Origin of the sequence: Pseudoalteromonas sp. FUC4 (genome assembly GCF_008370255.1) — a bacterium.
Taxonomy (GTDB): Bacteria; Pseudomonadota; Gammaproteobacteria; order Enterobacterales; family Alteromonadaceae; genus Pseudoalteromonas.
In genome coordinates, this window is the sequence record NZ_SEUI01000002.1 from 568,179 (window position 1) to 585,621 (window position 17,443).

Here is a 17,443-nt window from a genome sequence, read left to right on the forward strand (position 1 = left end):
ATCATTCTCAGATACTAATACAAATAAAAAACTGTCCACAAACCAAGCAGTAACGCAAACTTAAATAAGAATCAAAACCAATAGTAAAGCAATGATTTTTATAGAGAAAACTTGCAATACAGGCTATTTGTACTACACTGCATGCAATTGAAATAGTTAAGGCGATTTATCATGAAAGGTAATCAAAAAGTAATCGATGCATTTAATACATTGTTAGCTAACGAGTTAGCAGCAATCGATCAGTATTTTATACACTCGCGCATGTATGACGACTGGGGTTTAAATAAGCTATACGAGCGCCTTAACCACGAAATGGAAGAAGAAAAAGATCACGCAGACTGGCTTATTAAGCGCATCTTGTTTTTAGAAGGTGTACCAAATATGACTAAGCGCCGTGATTTACTTATCGGTAACGACGTAAAAAGTATGATGCAAAACGATTTAACACTAGAGCTTGAAGTAGTTGCGTGTGTTAAAGACGTAATCGCAATATGTGAAGAGCAGCAAGATTATCAATCTCGTAGCATTTTAGAAAAGCTGTTATTTGATACCGAAGAAGATCATGTTTACTGGTTAGAACAACAACTTGGCTTAATTGATAAGATTGGTTCTGATAATTATCATCAAGCACAAATGGCTTAGTAGGAGCATACTATGAAAGGCGATAAAGACGTAATTGCAGCGCTTAATAAAGTACTCGCTAATGAGCTTGTTGGTATTAATCAATACTTTTTACATGCACGCATGTTTAAAGATTTTGGTTTCACTCAATTAGACAAAGCAGATTACAAAGTATCAATTCAAAAAATGAAAAACGCCGATCGTTTAATCGAACGTATTTTGTTTTTAGAAGGCTTACCAAATCTTCAAGACTTAGGCCGATTACGTATTGGTGAAAACAGCGAAGAAATGATTGCTGCTAATATGAGCTTTGAACTAGATACTATTGATGAGTTACGTAGCGCAGTAAAACTAGCTGAAAGCAAAAAAGATTACATTACCCGCGAAGCCCTTGATCACATTTTAAATGAACAAGAAGAGCAAATTGATTGGTTAGAAACTCAACAATTGCTTATTAAAAATACGGGTATTAAAAACTACTTGCAGTCTCAACTGTAAATAGTAACAAGCATAAAAAAAGCAGCTAAAAAGCTGCTTTTTTTATATCTAAATTTTAATATGTAATTAAGCAACTTGATCCGTTACATCCGCAATTTGAATAAGTCTGCGATTAAGGATCTTTTTAGTACAACCACAACACTTACCGCATTGGCTGCCTACTTTAAGCTCTTTGGTTAATTCACGCATGGTCGTTGCACCATCGTCAATTGTTTGCTCAATTTTTTTATCAGTCACACCGTGACATAGACAAATATACATGAATACAAACCACTCTCAATTTCATTTAGTAGGTGCATACTAATCTAAACGAAAATGGTTATCAATTGTTATTTGAAAAAGTGTGTGTTTTTTGAATTTTTTTTGGCCAGTGCCACTTAAGTTGAGAATTCGCGGCAGCTTGAGAGTTGTTTGAATTTTAAGCAATGTTTGGCACGCAGATTGAGATTAATTACATTAAGGCTTTAAGACCTTAATGTATAAGTACGAAATTTATGGGTGGGTGATTCCCAGTTTGTGCCAGTGTAGGTCGGATAAGCGAAGCGCCATCCAACACTGTAAAATAATACCTTGCCAATAATTATCAACGTTTTATGTTGTCGATTGGCTGGAGAGTGCCTTAAGTGGTCGTGAGCTTTGACTTAAACTGTTGACCTACCAGTGAATATGGTAGGCCAATGATACAAATTAAGAGCGAAGCGCAATTAATGTTTGATAAAACGGAATTGCAAGATCTGCGTATAGCCCTGCAAGTTGCTCACCTGTTGGGTTTTTCCAATCACGTTGTAACTCGGCTGTAATACCAACTGTAGAGTTCATAGTTACACCAGCGGCTGACATACGAGCAATTGATGTTGCTTGTGCTGCATCGTTCCACGTGCCTGACGCATCAATTAGCGCATGAACATTATAACCACGAGCAACGGCACTCAATGCTGCAAACGTTAAACAAACATCAGTCGATATGCCCGCAATAATAAGGTTTTTACGACCAGTTGCTTCTACTGCATCAGCAAACTCAGGATAATCAAACGCATCGATTTCACCAGTACGTTGAATTACTTTTACATCAGGTAACTCATTTGTAATTTGTGGAATTAATGGTCCATTCGGTCCATCTTCTGCAGATGTTGTTAATATTACTGGTAAATTAAACATCTTAGCTGTTCTGGCTAGAGTCGCAGCATTACGACGCACCATATCTTGGTCTAAATCTTTAACCCCAAGTAATAAGCCGGTTTGATGATCTACTAATAATATGGCGCTATTTTCCGGAGTAAAACGAGTATTAGGATAATGTTGGGTTGTCATATTTATGTTCCTCTATCTAATTTATTAACGTGTTGGGTTACTACGATTTAGATAATACGTGTTCTTGTTATTGACAAAAACATCGTACTGAAGAAATAATAGTTCTCCAAATTAGAACAAGAGAAGACGCAAGGCTATGGACAAATATGAAGAGATGAAGACTTTTGTACAAATTGTAGATTCTGGAGGCATTAGCCATGCTGCAAGTAAGCTTGATATTGCAAAATCTGCAGTTAGCAGGCGTCTAAACGATCTTGAGTCTCGACTTCATATTCAGCTTTTTAATCGTTCAACTAGAAAGTTTAGCCTAACCGACACAGGGAAATCATATTATGAACAATGCCTACGACTGCTAAATGATTTAGATGAAGTGGAGTCTTTGGTCACTAATGAAAATAGAAAACTAACGGGTAAACTTCGCATTGCAGCCCCTTTGTCTTTTGGGGTTGCCCATCTTGGTAATGTTGTTAAAACATTTATTAATAATCACCCAGATATAAAAATGGAGCTCAATCTAGATGACAGACGCATAAACATTATTGAAGAGCACTATGACATTGCGTTAAGAATAGGTGTATTAGAAGACTCACAACTAATTGCAAGAAAGTTATTTAAGCTTAACCTTATTCCGGTTGCCAGCCCTAACTTTTTAAATACGCACGGCGTGCCTAAAACAGCAAGCGATTTAGAATCATTACCAATGGTTGGCTACATGCTGAGTAACGACTATCTTCACTACACCGATCCCACGGGTAATGCAGGTAAAATAAAGCCTCAAATAGTTCACTCATGCAGTAACGGAGACTTTATTGCAGAGTTAATTTCGAACGACATTGGATATTGTATTTTACCGAGCTTTATTGCATATAAATACATCGAAGATAAACGTTTGGTGCCTTTATTACCAAAGTACATATGGGGCAATGAAAACGCTTATGCTGTTTACCCTTCAAATCGTCACCTTTCTCGTCGAGTAAGAGCATTCATTGAATATTTAATATCTAGTTTTGAAAACACACCTTATTGGGATGACTGTATAAAATAAATAAGCGCTTTGATATTAGGGTCTGTTGAACTTTCAAGGTTGAATTTGCAGCAGTCTGTTTGGTATTTAGGCAAGGCAGAGCCTATGCAGTGTGGTTATTCCCCATAAATGGGCGATAACGTAGCATTAATGCCAAACAGGCGCTGCCCAAAGGGTTCTTCCTAGGGGCTATTTACTCTTTGTTGCCTAAATGGATGTAGGTAAGGGGCGTGAGCAGGACGCGGAAGCTTTGCTCGGTTTTTACTTATTCTTACATGGATGTAAGCCAGTAGGGTAACGCAGGAGCAGTTACCGAGCCCACTAGGTTACAAATCTCGCGCCGCGATTAAATAGCCCCTAGTTTGAACAAATTTTAATCCGCAAAGATCAACAGTCCCTAAATTACAGACTCTTACGCAGTTTATTAATAAACCACCTTGTGGCTTTCCCTTTGTTGTTTGTCCGCCAACCAAGGAACAAAGGTGTTACCGGTGCATCTTTATTAATTGGTAAAGGGATTAAATCTCCTACCTCCAGTTGATTTATAATTCGATGTGTCGGTAAAAAACCAACGCCTAAACATTTTACCTGCGCTGTTATTTTTTGCTCTAATGTGGCAACACGCATCACTGTTTGTTTTTCGAATATCCTGTGCGTCATCGGTGGCAACTTTTTTGAAGAGTCTCTGATCACAATTGAATGGTATGGTTTTATATCCTCCTCAGATAGAGGAAGCTTATATTTTAGCAAAGGGTGGCTTTTACCGACTACAAACTGCCAGTCTGCGCGCTTAATTTCTTCAAATTTAATCCCTTGAGTATTCACATCTGGAAAAGGTGCACCGATAACCAAATCAGCTCTATTTTCAATAATCGCGTCCCAGCTACCACCTAATACTTCTTCTATAATGTTTACTTCAACCTCTGTGTTAAGTTTATAAAACTCTGCAACAACCTCGTATAGTTCATTTATATCGTAAATTGTATCAATGGCAATGGTAATGCGGGACTCCCAGCCCCTGTCTACTTGTTTAGCTACTTCAACAATGTTCTGAGCTGCTTTTAATAACTCTCTACCTTGCTCAAGTAATACCTTGCCCGCAGGCGTTAAAATAGCTCTTCTTCCCTCGCGTCGGTAAACAATAATGCCTAAATCTTCTTCTAACTTTTGTACCGTATAGGTAATTGTTGATGGCACACGATATAAAGTAGCCGCAGCGGCTGCAAAGCTGCCTTTTCTATCTATTGCGTCTAGTACTTCACACGCATCTAAGGATAATTTCATTAGCTCACCATCTAATTTAATTGTTCAATATATTCGAACCTATTTATCAATGTAACTCAATTTAACTACAAATTATATTGTCTATAATAGATTCATAGTTTAAAAATTCAGAACATTTCGATTCTTTTATTTCAATTAATAATAGATCAGGAGCTTAAAATGCAAGTATTACACAAAGATTCATTACATAGAGGCGGATTTGCAGGGTTAAAAGAAACACGCCTTGTCGTTGATAATAAAATTGGCGGACGAAATGATACATGGAATGGACTTGGTAACTTTATATATTTAGCTGATGCACGCTTTTCACCTAAAGGCGAAACAGGTATGCATCCTCATCAAGAATTAGATGTTATTTCGGTTATGCTTGAGGGACGCATAGAACATAAAGGCTCTATGGAAAATGGGAAATCGATGCATGCTAATCAAGTGCAAGCACAGCGAGCAGGCGGCGAGGGCTTTGTTCATAACGAGATTAACCCAGACGATGTAGAAAACAGAATGCTGCAATTATGGGTTTTACCTGAAAAATCAGGTGAGCCTGCAAATTATAGTTTTTTTGATTTGAAAAGAGACGAAATGGTGCGTGTGTACGGTGGTAACAAATCTCAACAAGACACGCTAGATAGTCAGACTATAATCGAAATTGGTCTAATCAATAAAAACCAAAATATCACTCACGAAGGCGAATTTATTGCTTATGTTACCGGTGGTGAAGCTATTGTAAATGGTGTTGAAGTAAAAGACGGTGATTTAATTCGTGACGATAAATTAGATTTTACAGCGCTTAGCGATGAGGTTCATTTATCATTAATTTACTTAAATAAAGCAAGCTAAAAGCTTTATCACGACTAATATTAATAGCAATAAACAAAACAGAAGCTACGTTTAATTTAGCGCAGCGTTCAAAATAACTTAGCATACCAACAAGGTTGCCCTTAAATTAAGTAAGCAACCTTGATATATAGGAATTTAAATAATGAAAAAAATACTAACCGTATCGGGAAGTAATAGTAAAAACTCTATCAATAGAACATTATTAGAGTTGGCATCAAGCAAAATTGAAGGTCATGAAGTGACTACGCTAGATATTCGAGATTACCAAATGCCTTTTTTTAGTTTAGACAGAGAAGAAAGTGAAGGCCATCCAGATGCCGCTAAGCAAATACGTACTTTATTTGCACACCACGATGCTTTTATTATTTCATCTCCGGAGCATAACGGTGCAATACCTGCAGAGTTTAAAAACTTATTTGATTGGGTATCTCGTTTAGGTGATTTACAAAACCCAATGTTTGCAACAAATAAGCCTGTGTTTTTATTAAGTACATCTCCAGGTCCTCGAGGGGGCGCGACCAATATACAAACATTAAGCCAAATAATGCCATTTTGGGGAGCTGATATTAGAGGTTCATTTAGCTTAGGTAGTTTCTACGACTACTTTGTAGATGGCAAATTAAATGTTGAAAAAGAGCAAGAACTCACAAGCGCTATAACCGACTTTACTGCCTCACTTTAATCGGCTAAGTGTTAGCCAGCAAAATCATCAAGAGCAAATATTGACGCCAGCTATCATAAGTTTTCACGGTCTACTCATTATTAGCAGCTGAACTCCGTAAAAGTGGTAAAAAAAACATTCAAGGCGTGCATCTGAAACTCTGTTAGGTGTCGCCTTCGGCTTAACCAACCTACCTTTTGACGTAGGTCGGATAAGTGGCAAAGCCACGCCATCCGACAAAATGATGAATTCACCAGAGACAACCCGACTTACCGCGTTACTCTAAATGACCTTTACGCTCAAAGCTGAACTTCGGCAAAGTGCTGTGAATTCAACTCATTGCCAAAAGCTAACTTTATTACTCCCGAATAAATTAACTATATTCGATTCTTAATATTTACCGCTTAAAAGTTTTGTGGAATAATGCCCGCCTCTTAGGGGAGTAGCCCGCTCAGTAATGAGTAAACTTATCAACATAATTGCACCTCATGTGCATGGTAAGTTTGTAATGTTGTAGCAAGCGTTATCGGCGAGACCTAGGTAGACACTATCCTCATGGCGGGAGATAGTTGTTTGCCTTGGTTTAGTATTCCCGCCTGTAAGAATTAATAATGGAAGTTTTTTTAACCTCAACCGTCACTGTCACACTTGCCGAAATTGGCGATAAAACCCAGCTTTTATCTCTCCTGTTAGCTGCCCGTTTTCGTAATAAAAGCGCGCTTATTCTTGGCATTTTAGCCGCAACTTTACTCAATCATGGCCTATCAGCGTGGTTTGGGCTGTGGTTAAGTAATAGTTTTTCTTCTGAATATTTACCTTGGCTTGTAAACATCAGCTTTGTTGTTGTTGGCCTTTGGCTATTAGTCCCAGATAAAGACGAGGATGTAAGTAGTAAATACGATAGCTACGGGGCTTTTTTAGTCGCTTTTGTATTATTTTTTATTGCAGAAATTGGTGATAAAACACAAGTAGCGACGGTGTTGTTAGGCGCACAATATCAGTCTGTGCTTTGGGTAACAGTAGGAACCACGTTAGGTATGCTAATTGCTAATGTCCCTGTTATATACGCTGGTAATGCATTACTAAAAAGAATATCTCTAAACACCGTACGTGCTATTGCTGCTTGTGTGTTTGTGTCATTAGGTATTTATGGCTTAGTTACAATTTAATTAACATTAAAGCTTGCAACTGTTAATTCAGGTGCGAGCTTTAGTTTTTTTGCACGTTATTTATGCATTATTTACGCAGTAACATCCCTTCGTTTGCGTAATTAAAAGGTTGGAATTAAAACCTGCGGCTAAATTAGTGACCGCAGTTTCAACAAAGCCACTTCCCTGAGCACACGCTAATCCTTCAGAGAGCGGCCCCGCATAAACAAAATCACCGTTTTTATTAATAATAACGGCGGCAGGCGTTGCCGGAATAACGTGTTTAAGCTTTGGTGTTAATTCAACTTGTACAACCTTCATAGCTTTGTTGGCAGCAAAAGAAGTTAACGATGAAATATGCGGCTTAGCTTGTATCGTACACCCGCAGTTTTGTTTTGTTATAAGCACTAACGACGCTTCATTAGTGTCAATCCAATCCAGTTGCTTTTTAAAGTTATTAAACCAATGCTTTTGCAATAAAACTTTTGAGCTATCAAACGGTTTAAGCTGCTCTAACTGAAAATAAACTAACCCTGCAACAACACAAATAAGCCATGCAGCTATAAGCGAAAATACGAAAGTGTTAGATTTATTTAAACTTGGCAATGCTTTGCTCTAGTACGTCTATACTTACATCAATTAGCTGCACTTTAGCGGTTAACTGCTGCACTATTTGCGTATCTTGGTATTGATTTTGTCGCATATTATCGGTACTACTTGCTATTAACTCAGTATTACCTGCTTGTTCAGCTACCACTTGTGCAACTGAATCAGAGCTTGAAGACACAGCGGCTATTTGCTCGCTCATTGCTGAAATATTCTCTTTCATTGCGGTACTGATACTTGTTAAATCAACTACAAAATTTATACACTGACTCATTGATTGTGTTGACGTTTTACTATTATTAACGAGATCTTTCAGTGTTAAACCAATCTTGTCTGTTGTCGCTTTACTATGATTTGCAAGTGATCTCACCTCATCAGCAACAACAGCAAAACCTCGTCCATGCTCACCTGCACGGGCAGCCTCAATAGCTGCATTTAAAGCAAGCAAATTTGTTTGCTCAGCAATACCTGATATTTCATTAAGAAGACCAGAAATAACACCCCCAGCTGCAACTAAATGACTTATTTGCTCTTCTGTATGGTTAAGTAACGTTAATAACTCTCTACTTTTCGAATCTGTTTGATGAACGTCTTCTAATGCATTACTGACAGTTTTAGTAATATGGTCAACCTGACTCTTAAGCGCTTCACTTTCGTCTTCAACAAGCTTAAAGCCATGTGCAACTTGTGATCCTGAATTTGCTATATCATCCGTTTGTTGTGTACGATGCACAGCTCCATCTGCAAGCTGGTCATGAACTTCGATAAGCTCTCGCGAGTTTTTTTGCAGTGATTCTGATTGCGCTTGAACTTGCTTAATAACATCAGATATATAGTCTAGCAATGTATTAAATCCAACCACAGCATCGCTTTTAGTATCATCAGCACGTAGGGAAAGTCTAATATTTTCAGGGTCTTCCATTATTTGCTCTGTCGCATAACTTAATGACAAGCCTGCACGGCGCTCGCGTTGCAATGTTTTAGCTATATAACCTGCAACTAGCACTTCAACAATCGCATATCCTGCATGTATAAGTACTGTAGTAAAAGCGAGTCTATCCGGATCAAATACGTAGAAACCTGTATTTTGAGTTTGAAGATAATAAAAAGATAAATGATGAACAGCAACAAATATAATTGCCGTTATAAAAACACGCCACTGTACAAACATTATAAGTACAGCCATTAAAATGAATATCTCAAAGTGGACTTCTATTAGCCCGAATGTTTGTTGGATGTGCAAAAAGGAGAACATCATAATAGCGGCTGCAACTACGTGTGCGGTTAAAGCGTTGTCTGGATGCGTTCTGAGTAACCAAATTGGGAGTAAGCAAAGTGGCAAACCAATAATAAAAGCTTGAGTTAACGTACCAAAATACAGACCAACACCAATAGACTCAATAAATAAAAGACTAAAAATAATGGTAAACAACCGAGCGACACTAGACATAAAACCCTTAAATATATTGTAGGTTACTAAACACACAGCATTATACGTAATAAAACTTAAACTGGGACACTTCTTCGAATAAAACTTCAAACTATTGAGACAGACTCGAATAGGCTTATTTTATTATAGGTAATATTTTTTTAAACGTTGGTGTTGCAGCTTGTTTTGTCCACTGAAAAATAACAATTTCAGCACATGAAATTATAGCCCCAGCTTGTCGTAACTGATCAATTGCTAGCTTTCTATGTTCAGGATTTCGAGTGCCGATAGCGTCTTGAATAATAATGACCTCAAAACCTCTTTGAATTAAATCTAAGCATGTTTGCAACACACAGACATGTGCTTCAGTCCCTACAACTACAATTTGTTTTTTTCCATAGGTTTTTAATTGTTCTAAAAACCCAGGCTCTTCGCATGCACTAAAATGAGTTTTATGAAAATACGCGGCATCGGGCAACATCTTTTTGATTTGCTGATTAGTTTCGCCTAACCCCTTCACATATTGCTCTGTTATTAAGGCTGGTATATCGTGAATAATAGCAGCCTGCGATAACTGCAACGTACTTTTTAAAATATTCGGAAAATCTTTAATTGCAGGGGCGAGCAACTCTTGTAAGTCTACAATTAATAACATGCTATTTTTTACATCAATATTAGATAAAACCACTATACTCTCCTCATAAGTAGTAACTGTTATCTTTATAGATTAGCTCACTATTTGAAAATAAAATCTTTAACTGAACATATATTATTTGTAATCCAAAAATAAAAACTTATGCTATATTTACTATCTAGCTAAGTACCAACCTATTTACCCCTGAGAGTGTTTATAAGTGCGTTTGAGTAAATTTTTTTATCATATTACCATTATTTTTTTACTATGCGTTCAAAGCACTTTTGCATCACAAAACTATGCTCAGCAATTACAACGTATTTCTACTGACGAAGGTCTCTCGCAAAGCTACGTTTTGCAATCACAAGAAGATGAAATTGGCTACATATGGATAGCAACCCAACAAGGTTTAAATCGCTTTGACGGATATCAAGTCAAAACCTTTAATGGTGGCTTTGGGTTAGATAAACACTATATTTATGCTTTATTTAAAGCCGAAGATGGAAAAATCATAGTTTCGACCGATCTTTCCGGTGCATATATAATAGACCCCCTCACTTTAAAAACTGAAAAAATCTATTCTGGTCAAATAGATAAAGAAAAAAATAAGTTCTCTCCAATTAGCGCAATGACTCAGCAACAAGATACTTTTTACTTTTCTATAGATGGCCAAGTATATACATTTGATGAGACGAGCAAACGCTTTACACTTAAGGTTACCCTCCCCAATAAAGGTGACTACATTAGGTCGTTAACGGTATATAAAAATACTTTATATATTGGTACAAATGATGGCTTATATACTGTAAATATAGATAATTCAGAACTTGTAAAGATCGCTCTTCATCCCCCAGAAAAAAATACGTTAGATAATGTAAACGTAAAATTTTTAAGTGTTGATAATGAATTAGGATTACTTGTTGGTACTGTTGAAGGCATGTATCAATTAGCATTTGATAATGAAAAAGATATATCTGCAGTAAATATCACAACGCTAATTCCTGATTATAATATATGGGATTATGCCAATACTGTTTACGGCGAGTTTGTTGCAACCGAAAGTGGATTATTTAGTTATCACCGCGAAACCAAAGAGTTAGAGTTCATATTAAACTATGAAAAAAGTAAGTTTAATATTAATGAAAACTCAATCAACGATCTAATGATTGATAAGTCTGGCGTGCTTTGGCTCGCATCTAGAACCCAAGGTGTATTTACTTGGCCAATTAATACTCGACGGTTTAAACACATCTCCTTACCTGGCAACAACACTATCCATTCAACCTATCAAGACAATAACAATATTATATGGTTAGGTACCGAAGATGGAATTGCACGCTTCGATAAAACAACAAACAAAAGCGATATTTATTTAAGTTCTACCGACCCAAAAGCGATATATGGGGCATCTGCCGTTTATGATATTTTTGCGTCTTCAATAGGAGAAGATCAATACCTTTGGCTTGTTACTTTTAACGGGTTGAAACTTTTTAACAAGCACACTGGTAAAGTTATTGAGAATAAAGACACAGATAATAATGTAATTAACCAACCCAATTTATTTGGTTTTGCTCAATTAGCCGCAGACAAATATGCATTTATGTCTGATGATAACTTTTATGTTTTTAATGAAACAACCGGAAAAACAAGAATTATTAAAGGGCTTAAAGAACAAGTCGATCCTTTATTTTCTTACGCCTTTTATAAACCCCTTAAAACTAACCCTGACGAATTTTTACTTGGTAAATCAAAAAGCTTCCTTAGGTACAATGAAAAAAATCAAAAATTAACAACTATATTTCAGTCATTTAACCCTAAAAAAGATCTTTTTTACACGGTAGAAAATTTTTACTTAGACTCAAAGCGAAATATTTTATGGTTAGCAACCACCCACGAAGGTTTACTTGGTGTTGACCCAATTACTTATGAAAGAAAGCACTATATAGGATTAAAAAATTCATTTAATACTGATTCTATTTATTCATTACTTCCTGATGAAAATGGTTTTTTATGGGCAAGTACCGACAATGGTTTGTATCAAATAAACTTAGATACACTAAATGTAATGAGTTATTCAGTAAAAGACGGTTTAAATATAAATCAATTTACACCGATAGCAGCAGCAACATTAAGCGATGGTCGTCTTATATTTGGTAGCAATGCAGGAGCACTACTTTTTGACCCTTTAGACTTTAACGAAAAAGAACAACTTAAAAAAAGTAACCTAGCTATTACTGATATAAGCCTCTTTACTAAAGAGCTCAATTATTACCCGAATAAATACCTTAGCCAACCGCTTGTTCTCGATTATGAAGACATGGGATTAACTGTTAGCTTTTCTAACTTTTCTTACCCTAATGTTGATAAAGCATATTATAAAGTAATTCTTTCAGGGCCTACATCCCTTACATACGAAGACTTACAATCTAACCAAGTGTTTTTTACAAAGCTCCAACCTGGCAATTACTCACTAAAAATATCAGCGCATAATCGTGATGGTATTGTTACAAGCGAACCGACTACGCTTAATATCAATGTAGCCTACGCGCCATGGAAGTCGCCCTTTGCTATTGCCGCTTATATAGTTTTAATACTTGGGGTTTTGTTTTTTATTTTTTGGCAGTATCGAAGCCGCCAAGTTGCAATTGAACATGCACATAGAGCCACTATCCATTCGCAAAAACAAACCGAGCTAGCCCTTAAAAATAATAAAAGCGGTGTTTGGAATTATCGCTTTAAAGATAACTCTGTAAATACACTCAGAGGAATTGAACTTGGTTATTCAGATTTACCTGAACGCGTGCATATAAAACAATTTTTAGCACTTATACACCCCGATGATCAACGCCACTTTGAAAGTCAGAGGGTAAACTATTTCAAATACAAAAAGCATCAAAACTGGCAAGCAACTTATCGCTTACAGCACAAGGGTGGGCATTGGCTGTGGTATCAAGATACAGGGCAAGTTATATATGATCCTCAAACAAATGAGCCGTTATATGTTTCTGGCATATATACCAATATCACCGAGCAACGAGCTAATGAGCAACAAGCAAAAATTTTAGGTGAAGCGTTTAGTCAAATAAACGACTGGTTACTTATACTCGATGAACATTTAATGCCATTTTCAGCAAATAACAGTTTTATTGAAACATTTTCACATGAACAAGCTGTGACTAAAATTAGTCCGAAGTTATTTATTAAGTCCATTGGTAAAAATAAATGTAGAGCATTTGCTCATATTCTAAAAAAATTAAAACCGACAGAAAGCTGGCAAAGTGATACTTATATAAAAACAGCGAGAAATGACGAACATCCAATACATATAAGTGCTACAGCTGTAACAAAAGATACTTCTAGTTACTACGTAGTTGTTATTACAGATTTAACCGAACAAAAACGCGCTGAAAACGAGCTGCGCTATTTAGCTAATTTTGACTCTCTAACTCATTTACCAAATCGTAGTTTAATGTATCAAAACATCGAAAAAGCGATTAGATATGCCGATGAAAATAATACACAATGTGCATTATTATTTATTGATTTAGATAAATTTAAACCTGTTAATGACTCTTTTGGTCACGCAGTGGGTGATAAACTGCTGTGTAATATTACACAAAGAGTAAGCGGTATGCTTTGCGAAAATGCCAAACTTGGCCGCCAAAGTGGTGATGAATTTTTAGTGCTCATTCAAAATATAGAATCGCTGCAATCTCTTCGCAATACAGTAAAGAGAATTAGCAATGAATTAGCTAATAAAGTCATTATTGAAGACTTCTCTATTAATATTTCAGCCAGCATTGGCGTAGCTTTATACCCATTCGATGCTGTAACCACCGATATACTTATCCGTAATGCAGATGTTGCGATGATGCACGCAAAACAAGGCGGAAGAAACGACTTTAAGTTTTTTAGTGATGAAATGAATGAACTAATAAAACAAAAGTTACTACTCGAAAATGATTTAAAAGATGCAGTAAAAGACAATCGATTTTTTAATCACTACCAACCTATTATCGACATAAAAGAAAAAACAATAAATGGCGTGGAGTTACTTATGCGCTGGGAGAATAAAGGTCAGTTAGTATCGCCTGCTCTTTTTATCCCTGTAGCAGAAGAAACCGGTTTAATAGAACTCCTTACTGAGCAAGCATTGCACCGAGCACTTATTGAACTTGCCCCTATACTCAACGAAAACCCATTGCTTTATATATCTTTAAATTTATCACCTAAGCACATATTGAAAACAAATATAACGCAGCGATTGCTGTACATATTAGCTGAAGTTCAAGTACATCCAAAACAGTTAAGGCTTGAAATAACAGAAAGCATTTTACTAGAAGATAAACTCAAAGCAGCCAAACAGCTACAAAATTTAAAAACTGCTGGATTCAAATTACTGCTTGACGACTTTGGTACGGGCTACTCATCACTCACCTATTTGAGCCAATTCCCTATTAATGTTATTAAAATAGATCAAAGCTTTGTAAATAGTATTGGTGTAGATAAAGGGGATGAGTCGATTATTAAAACCATTTTTTCGCTAGCAAAAAACTTAGATCTTTACTGCATTGCAGAAGGAGTGGAAACACGCGAACAGATGGCATTTTTAGCTGAAGTTGGGTGCAATGTATTGCAGGGTTATTACTTTGCAAGACCAATGAATGCTAAAGACCTACGCAAAAGCGATTGCTTTAGCAATATCATTGATTTGATTTAAAGCGTTAAAAGCGTGCCTATCAACTCTGCACACTTTTAATAGTAACTAACTTGCATTAATGGATGTGATGGCATTCGTGGCTTTCTATTTGTAATACACTATTGTGTACATTAAATTTTTCAGCTAGAAGTTGCTCGACCTTCAAACGACATACTTCATCATGTTTTTCAATCGTACAATGCTGTTTAAGTACAACGTGCGCTCCTACTACAACACCGTTGTATTTACGCGTTACTGTGACGTTGTGAACATTGTGAACATGCTCCATATCTGTAATTACACTTTCAATATCAGTAACCTTAGGGAGTTTTGCTTTATTTAAACGCAAACCTTTTATACAACGAATAATAACCTTAATACCGGTGAATAATACGAAAGAAGCGATTAACATGCTCGATAAAATATCGATAACAACCCAGCCCGTAAAATATATAAGAATGCCGGCAACAAATGTCGATACGGTTGAAATTAAATCAAAGAATGAATGTAAAAATACCGCATAAACATTAATACTCGCTTTACGGCCTTTATATAAAATCCATGCAGCAGCGCCATGAAACAAAAAGCCAATTGCCGCAATAACCGACATCAAATAACTATTAATAGCCAGCTCATTGCCTTCATGTTGATGAATAAACCGTTCACCACCTTCGTATAAAATAATTAAGCTGATTGCTAAGTATAAAAAGCCATTTATTAGCCCACCTATGAGTTCAGCTCGTTGATGACCATCGTTGTAGGTTTTAGCAAAGTGGATAGCAAGACTTGACGCAATGAGCGCAATAAACAACGAACTATTGTGGACGAACAAATGCCCAGCATCAGCAAGTACAGCAAGCGAATTAGAATAATAAGCACCAATTACCTGAATTACCATAAATGAACACGTAATTGCTAGTGCAATAAGTAACCGACGACGCGAGGCTTGGTGTGTAGTGATTTCTGTCATTAAATGCTTGAATAACCTATACTTAAAATGCAAATAAGCCAAAGGTGGCTTAGAGTAGAAGTGGGTAATGATATACAGTATCAATTATATTACGTCCTGACATCAAACGCACTAAAAACTTAGTAAATCCAAAAAAATGTGCTAATACTTAGTCAGTGAGAACAATAAAAATACAAATAGAAAAATAACAAAATTATGGCTTAAGTACATGGAGAGTTGAGTGGATAACAACCAAGCAGATCAAGCATGGCAAAATATGGAGTTACTGCCTTTTTGCGTTTTATTCTATGATAGCAATACGAATATATTTAAAGTTAATAGCCAAGCGCAGAGCCTATTTGACTTAAAAGAACAACCACATTTTAAAAAAGCTGATTTTTCACATATTACGTTAACCAATCATCATAGTAAAAAAGAGCTGTTAATCGAGGAGCTATTCTTTGACTATTTTACCGCGAATAACCAATGCCAGTTTGTTCTATCAAAACCAACGTCCAAATTACTACTCAATGTAAAATTTGCAAAATTACTTAACTCAAACTCAATTATCATTATCATTATCGATATATTAAATAATAATGTAGATGAACAATATGATTTTGGTAACATTATTTCGAACATTTCAACTGACTTAATTGATATTCAAAATGATGATGTTGATAAGCATATCAATTATGCATTAAAAGCAATCGGCACCGTTTGCCACGCAGATCGAAGTTACCTTTTTAAGTACGCCGAAGATGGTAAAACCATCAACAATACTCACGAATGGGTCAATGACAATATACAACCATTTAAAGACGACTTACAGGATCTTCCAAAAGACGCTCTCCCTTACTTTTTTAGTTCAATGGTTAGTACTCACTTATTCAGAGTTAATGATGTAACGTCGTTACCTATTCAGGCAATAAGCGAAAAAACAATTTTTCAGCAACAAAAAATAAAATCGGTACTTTGCATTGGTTTACGTTATGACAAAGAACTGGTTGGCTTTATTGGCTGTGATTGTGTTGTTCAAAAGCGAGAATGGACTGATTTAGACCTTATCCGTTTAAGGTTAGTAGGTGAAATGCTTGCTAATGCTTTCAAAAATTTAAATTACAAGAAAGAACTACAACAAACTCAGCAGCAGCTTATTAATGCAAATCATAAACTCAACAAACAAGTTAATACTGATGGCCTAACAAAGATTGCTAATAGACGCTGTTTTGATCACACTTTAAAATGCGAAATTAAGCGCTGTGCACGTAATAAAGAGCCTATTAGTTTAATAATGTGTGATATTGATTTTTTTAAGCGTTATAACGACAACTACGGACATCACCTAGGCGATGAAGTACTAAAACGAGTAGCCAAAGCGCTGCACGATCTGTGTAAACGAGAAGGTGATTTAGCCGCTCGATTCGGTGGTGAAGAGTTTACGATAATTTTACCAGCAATCGATACAGAACATTGTCAAAGGTTTGCAGCTCTTATTCAGGAAAAAATTGTAGAACTCGCAATTGAACATAACTTTTCAACTGTCAGTAAATGCCTCACGTTAAGCATTGGGTTTTATAGTTTTATACCCAATCACAAAACAAAACCCAAAGAGGTTATAACTAACGCCGACATAGCCCTCTATAACGCAAAAGAAACAGGCAGGAATAAAATAGCCCGGTTTGAGAAAGCCAACTAAGTCGGCGCGCTGCAGTGAGTTTTAGTGGTTAAAAGTCGGCTGT

General features: G+C 36.2%; 15 protein-coding genes. 8 read left to right on the forward strand and 7 right to left on the reverse strand.

Translation table 11 applies throughout. The features are described from left to right. Positions 1 to 171: 171 nt before the first annotated feature. Positions 172 to 642 carry a bacterioferritin gene (bfr, locus tag EU510_RS08530; protein WP_024595020.1) on the forward strand — a complete coding sequence of 157 codons (471 nt, stop codon included), beginning with the start codon at positions 172 to 174 and terminating at the stop codon, positions 640 to 642. A gap of 12 nt (positions 643 to 654) precedes the next feature. Further along, complete coding sequence (bfr, locus tag EU510_RS08535) at positions 655 to 1,119, forward strand: bacterioferritin (RefSeq protein ID WP_002958984.1); 465 nt, start codon at positions 655 to 657, stop codon at positions 1,117 to 1,119. Between the two features lie 66 nt (positions 1,120 to 1,185). Here the strand turns inward: bfr (EU510_RS08535) and EU510_RS08540 are convergent, their stop codons facing one another. After that, positions 1,186 to 1,380, reverse strand: a complete 195-nt coding sequence (locus tag EU510_RS08540; RefSeq protein ID WP_002960627.1) for a (2Fe-2S)-binding protein — start codon at positions 1,378 to 1,380, stop codon at positions 1,186 to 1,188. A gap of 426 nt (positions 1,381 to 1,806) precedes the next feature. Next, positions 1,807 to 2,430: an isochorismatase family protein gene (locus EU510_RS08545; RefSeq protein ID WP_149593123.1), complete on the reverse strand. Its 624-nt coding sequence runs from the start codon at positions 2,428 to 2,430 to the stop codon at positions 1,807 to 1,809. A 136-nt stretch (positions 2,431 to 2,566) separates the two neighbouring features. Between EU510_RS08545 and EU510_RS08550 the strand changes: the two genes are divergently transcribed. Next, positions 2,567 to 3,475, forward strand: coding sequence for a LysR family transcriptional regulator (locus EU510_RS08550; protein ID WP_149593124.1), 909 nt, complete (start codon positions 2,567 to 2,569; stop codon positions 3,473 to 3,475). A gap of 381 nt (positions 3,476 to 3,856) precedes the next feature. Here EU510_RS08550 and EU510_RS08555 read toward each other — a convergent pair whose 3' ends face one another. Next, positions 3,857 to 4,738: a LysR substrate-binding domain-containing protein gene (locus EU510_RS08555; protein ID WP_149593125.1), complete on the reverse strand. Its 882-nt coding sequence runs from the start codon at positions 4,736 to 4,738 to the stop codon at positions 3,857 to 3,859. 159 nt (positions 4,739 to 4,897) lie between these two features. Here EU510_RS08555 and EU510_RS08560 point away from each other — a divergent pair, with 159 nt between their 5' ends. The 3 genes from EU510_RS08560 to EU510_RS08570 all read left to right on the forward strand — a co-directional run bounded on the left by EU510_RS08560 (position 4,898) and on the right by EU510_RS08570 (position 7,405). After that, positions 4,898 to 5,575, forward strand: coding sequence for a pirin family protein (locus EU510_RS08560; RefSeq protein WP_149593126.1), 678 nt, complete (start codon positions 4,898 to 4,900; stop codon positions 5,573 to 5,575). A 142-nt stretch (positions 5,576 to 5,717) separates the two neighbouring features. Further along, on the forward strand, positions 5,718 to 6,257 hold the full coding sequence (locus tag EU510_RS08565) for an NADPH-dependent FMN reductase (RefSeq protein ID WP_149593127.1): 540 nt from the start codon (positions 5,718 to 5,720) through the stop codon (positions 6,255 to 6,257). 590 nt (positions 6,258 to 6,847) lie between these two features. Further along, positions 6,848 to 7,405, forward strand: a complete 558-nt coding sequence (locus EU510_RS08570; protein ID WP_149593128.1) for a TMEM165/GDT1 family protein — start codon at positions 6,848 to 6,850, stop codon at positions 7,403 to 7,405. A 60-nt stretch (positions 7,406 to 7,465) separates the two neighbouring features. On the opposite strand, the gene EU510_RS08575 is transcribed toward EU510_RS08570, so the two are convergent. From EU510_RS08575 to EU510_RS08585, 3 genes are all read right to left on the reverse strand, one after another. Then, a complete protein-coding gene (locus EU510_RS08575; RefSeq protein WP_149593129.1) occupies positions 7,466 to 7,990 on the reverse strand; it encodes a DUF6436 domain-containing protein in 525 nt (174 codons plus the stop codon). Continuing rightward, positions 7,974 to 9,440 carry a methyl-accepting chemotaxis protein gene (locus EU510_RS08580; protein WP_149593130.1) on the reverse strand — a complete coding sequence of 489 codons (1,467 nt, stop codon included), beginning with the start codon at positions 9,438 to 9,440 and terminating at the stop codon, positions 7,974 to 7,976. Before EU510_RS08580 ends, EU510_RS08575 begins: the two co-directional genes overlap by 17 nt. Before the next feature lie 115 nt (positions 9,441 to 9,555). Continuing rightward, positions 9,556 to 10,107 carry a hydrolase gene (locus EU510_RS08585; protein ID WP_149593131.1) on the reverse strand — a complete coding sequence of 184 codons (552 nt, stop codon included), beginning with the start codon at positions 10,105 to 10,107 and terminating at the stop codon, positions 9,556 to 9,558. Positions 10,108 to 10,273: 166 nt separating this feature from the next. On the opposite strand from EU510_RS08585, the gene EU510_RS08590 reads away from it, so the two are divergent. After that, the gene (locus EU510_RS08590; RefSeq protein WP_149593132.1) at positions 10,274 to 14,773 is read left to right on the forward strand and encodes an EAL domain-containing protein; all 4,500 of its coding nucleotides are present in this window, start codon (positions 10,274 to 10,276) and stop codon (positions 14,771 to 14,773) included. A gap of 55 nt (positions 14,774 to 14,828) precedes the next feature. On the opposite strand, the gene EU510_RS08595 is transcribed toward EU510_RS08590, so the two are convergent. Further along, complete coding sequence (locus tag EU510_RS08595; protein WP_149593133.1) at positions 14,829 to 15,722, reverse strand: cation diffusion facilitator family transporter; 894 nt, start codon at positions 15,720 to 15,722, stop codon at positions 14,829 to 14,831. Between the two features lie 256 nt (positions 15,723 to 15,978). Between EU510_RS08595 and EU510_RS08600 the strand changes: the two genes are divergently transcribed. Further along, a complete protein-coding gene (locus EU510_RS08600) occupies positions 15,979 to 17,400 on the forward strand; it encodes a diguanylate cyclase domain-containing protein (protein WP_410477411.1) in 1,422 nt (473 codons plus the stop codon). Positions 17,401 to 17,443: the final 43 nt, after the last annotated feature.

What these genes read in the sequence shown, in the direction of transcription:
- bfr (WP_024595020.1), top strand. Translation starts at nt 172, where the DNA reads ATGAAAGGTAATCAAAAAGTAATCGATGCATTTAATACATTGTTAGCT.
- bfr (WP_002958984.1), top strand. Translation starts at nt 655, where the DNA reads ATGAAAGGCGATAAAGACGTAATTGCAGCGCTTAATAAAGTACTCGCT.
- EU510_RS08540 (WP_002960627.1), bottom strand. Translation starts at nt 1,380, where the DNA reads ATGTATATTTGTCTATGTCACGGTGTGACTGATAAAAAAATTGAGCAA.
- EU510_RS08545 (WP_149593123.1), bottom strand. Translation starts at nt 2,430, where the DNA reads ATGACAACCCAACATTATCCTAATACTCGTTTTACTCCGGAAAATAGC.
- EU510_RS08550 (WP_149593124.1), top strand. Translation starts at nt 2,567, where the DNA reads ATGGACAAATATGAAGAGATGAAGACTTTTGTACAAATTGTAGATTCT.
- EU510_RS08555 (WP_149593125.1), bottom strand. Translation starts at nt 4,738, where the DNA reads ATGAAATTATCCTTAGATGCGTGTGAAGTACTAGACGCAATAGATAGA.
- EU510_RS08560 (WP_149593126.1), top strand. Translation starts at nt 4,898, where the DNA reads ATGCAAGTATTACACAAAGATTCATTACATAGAGGCGGATTTGCAGGG.
- EU510_RS08565 (WP_149593127.1), top strand. Translation starts at nt 5,718, where the DNA reads ATGAAAAAAATACTAACCGTATCGGGAAGTAATAGTAAAAACTCTATC.
- EU510_RS08570 (WP_149593128.1), top strand. Translation starts at nt 6,848, where the DNA reads ATGGAAGTTTTTTTAACCTCAACCGTCACTGTCACACTTGCCGAAATT.
- EU510_RS08580 (WP_149593130.1), bottom strand. Translation starts at nt 9,440, where the DNA reads ATGTCTAGTGTCGCTCGGTTGTTTACCATTATTTTTAGTCTTTTATTT.
- EU510_RS08595 (WP_149593133.1), bottom strand. Translation starts at nt 15,722, where the DNA reads ATGACAGAAATCACTACACACCAAGCCTCGCGTCGTCGGTTACTTATT.
- EU510_RS08600 (WP_410477411.1), top strand. Translation starts at nt 15,979, where the DNA reads ATGGAGTTACTGCCTTTTTGCGTTTTATTCTATGATAGCAATACGAAT.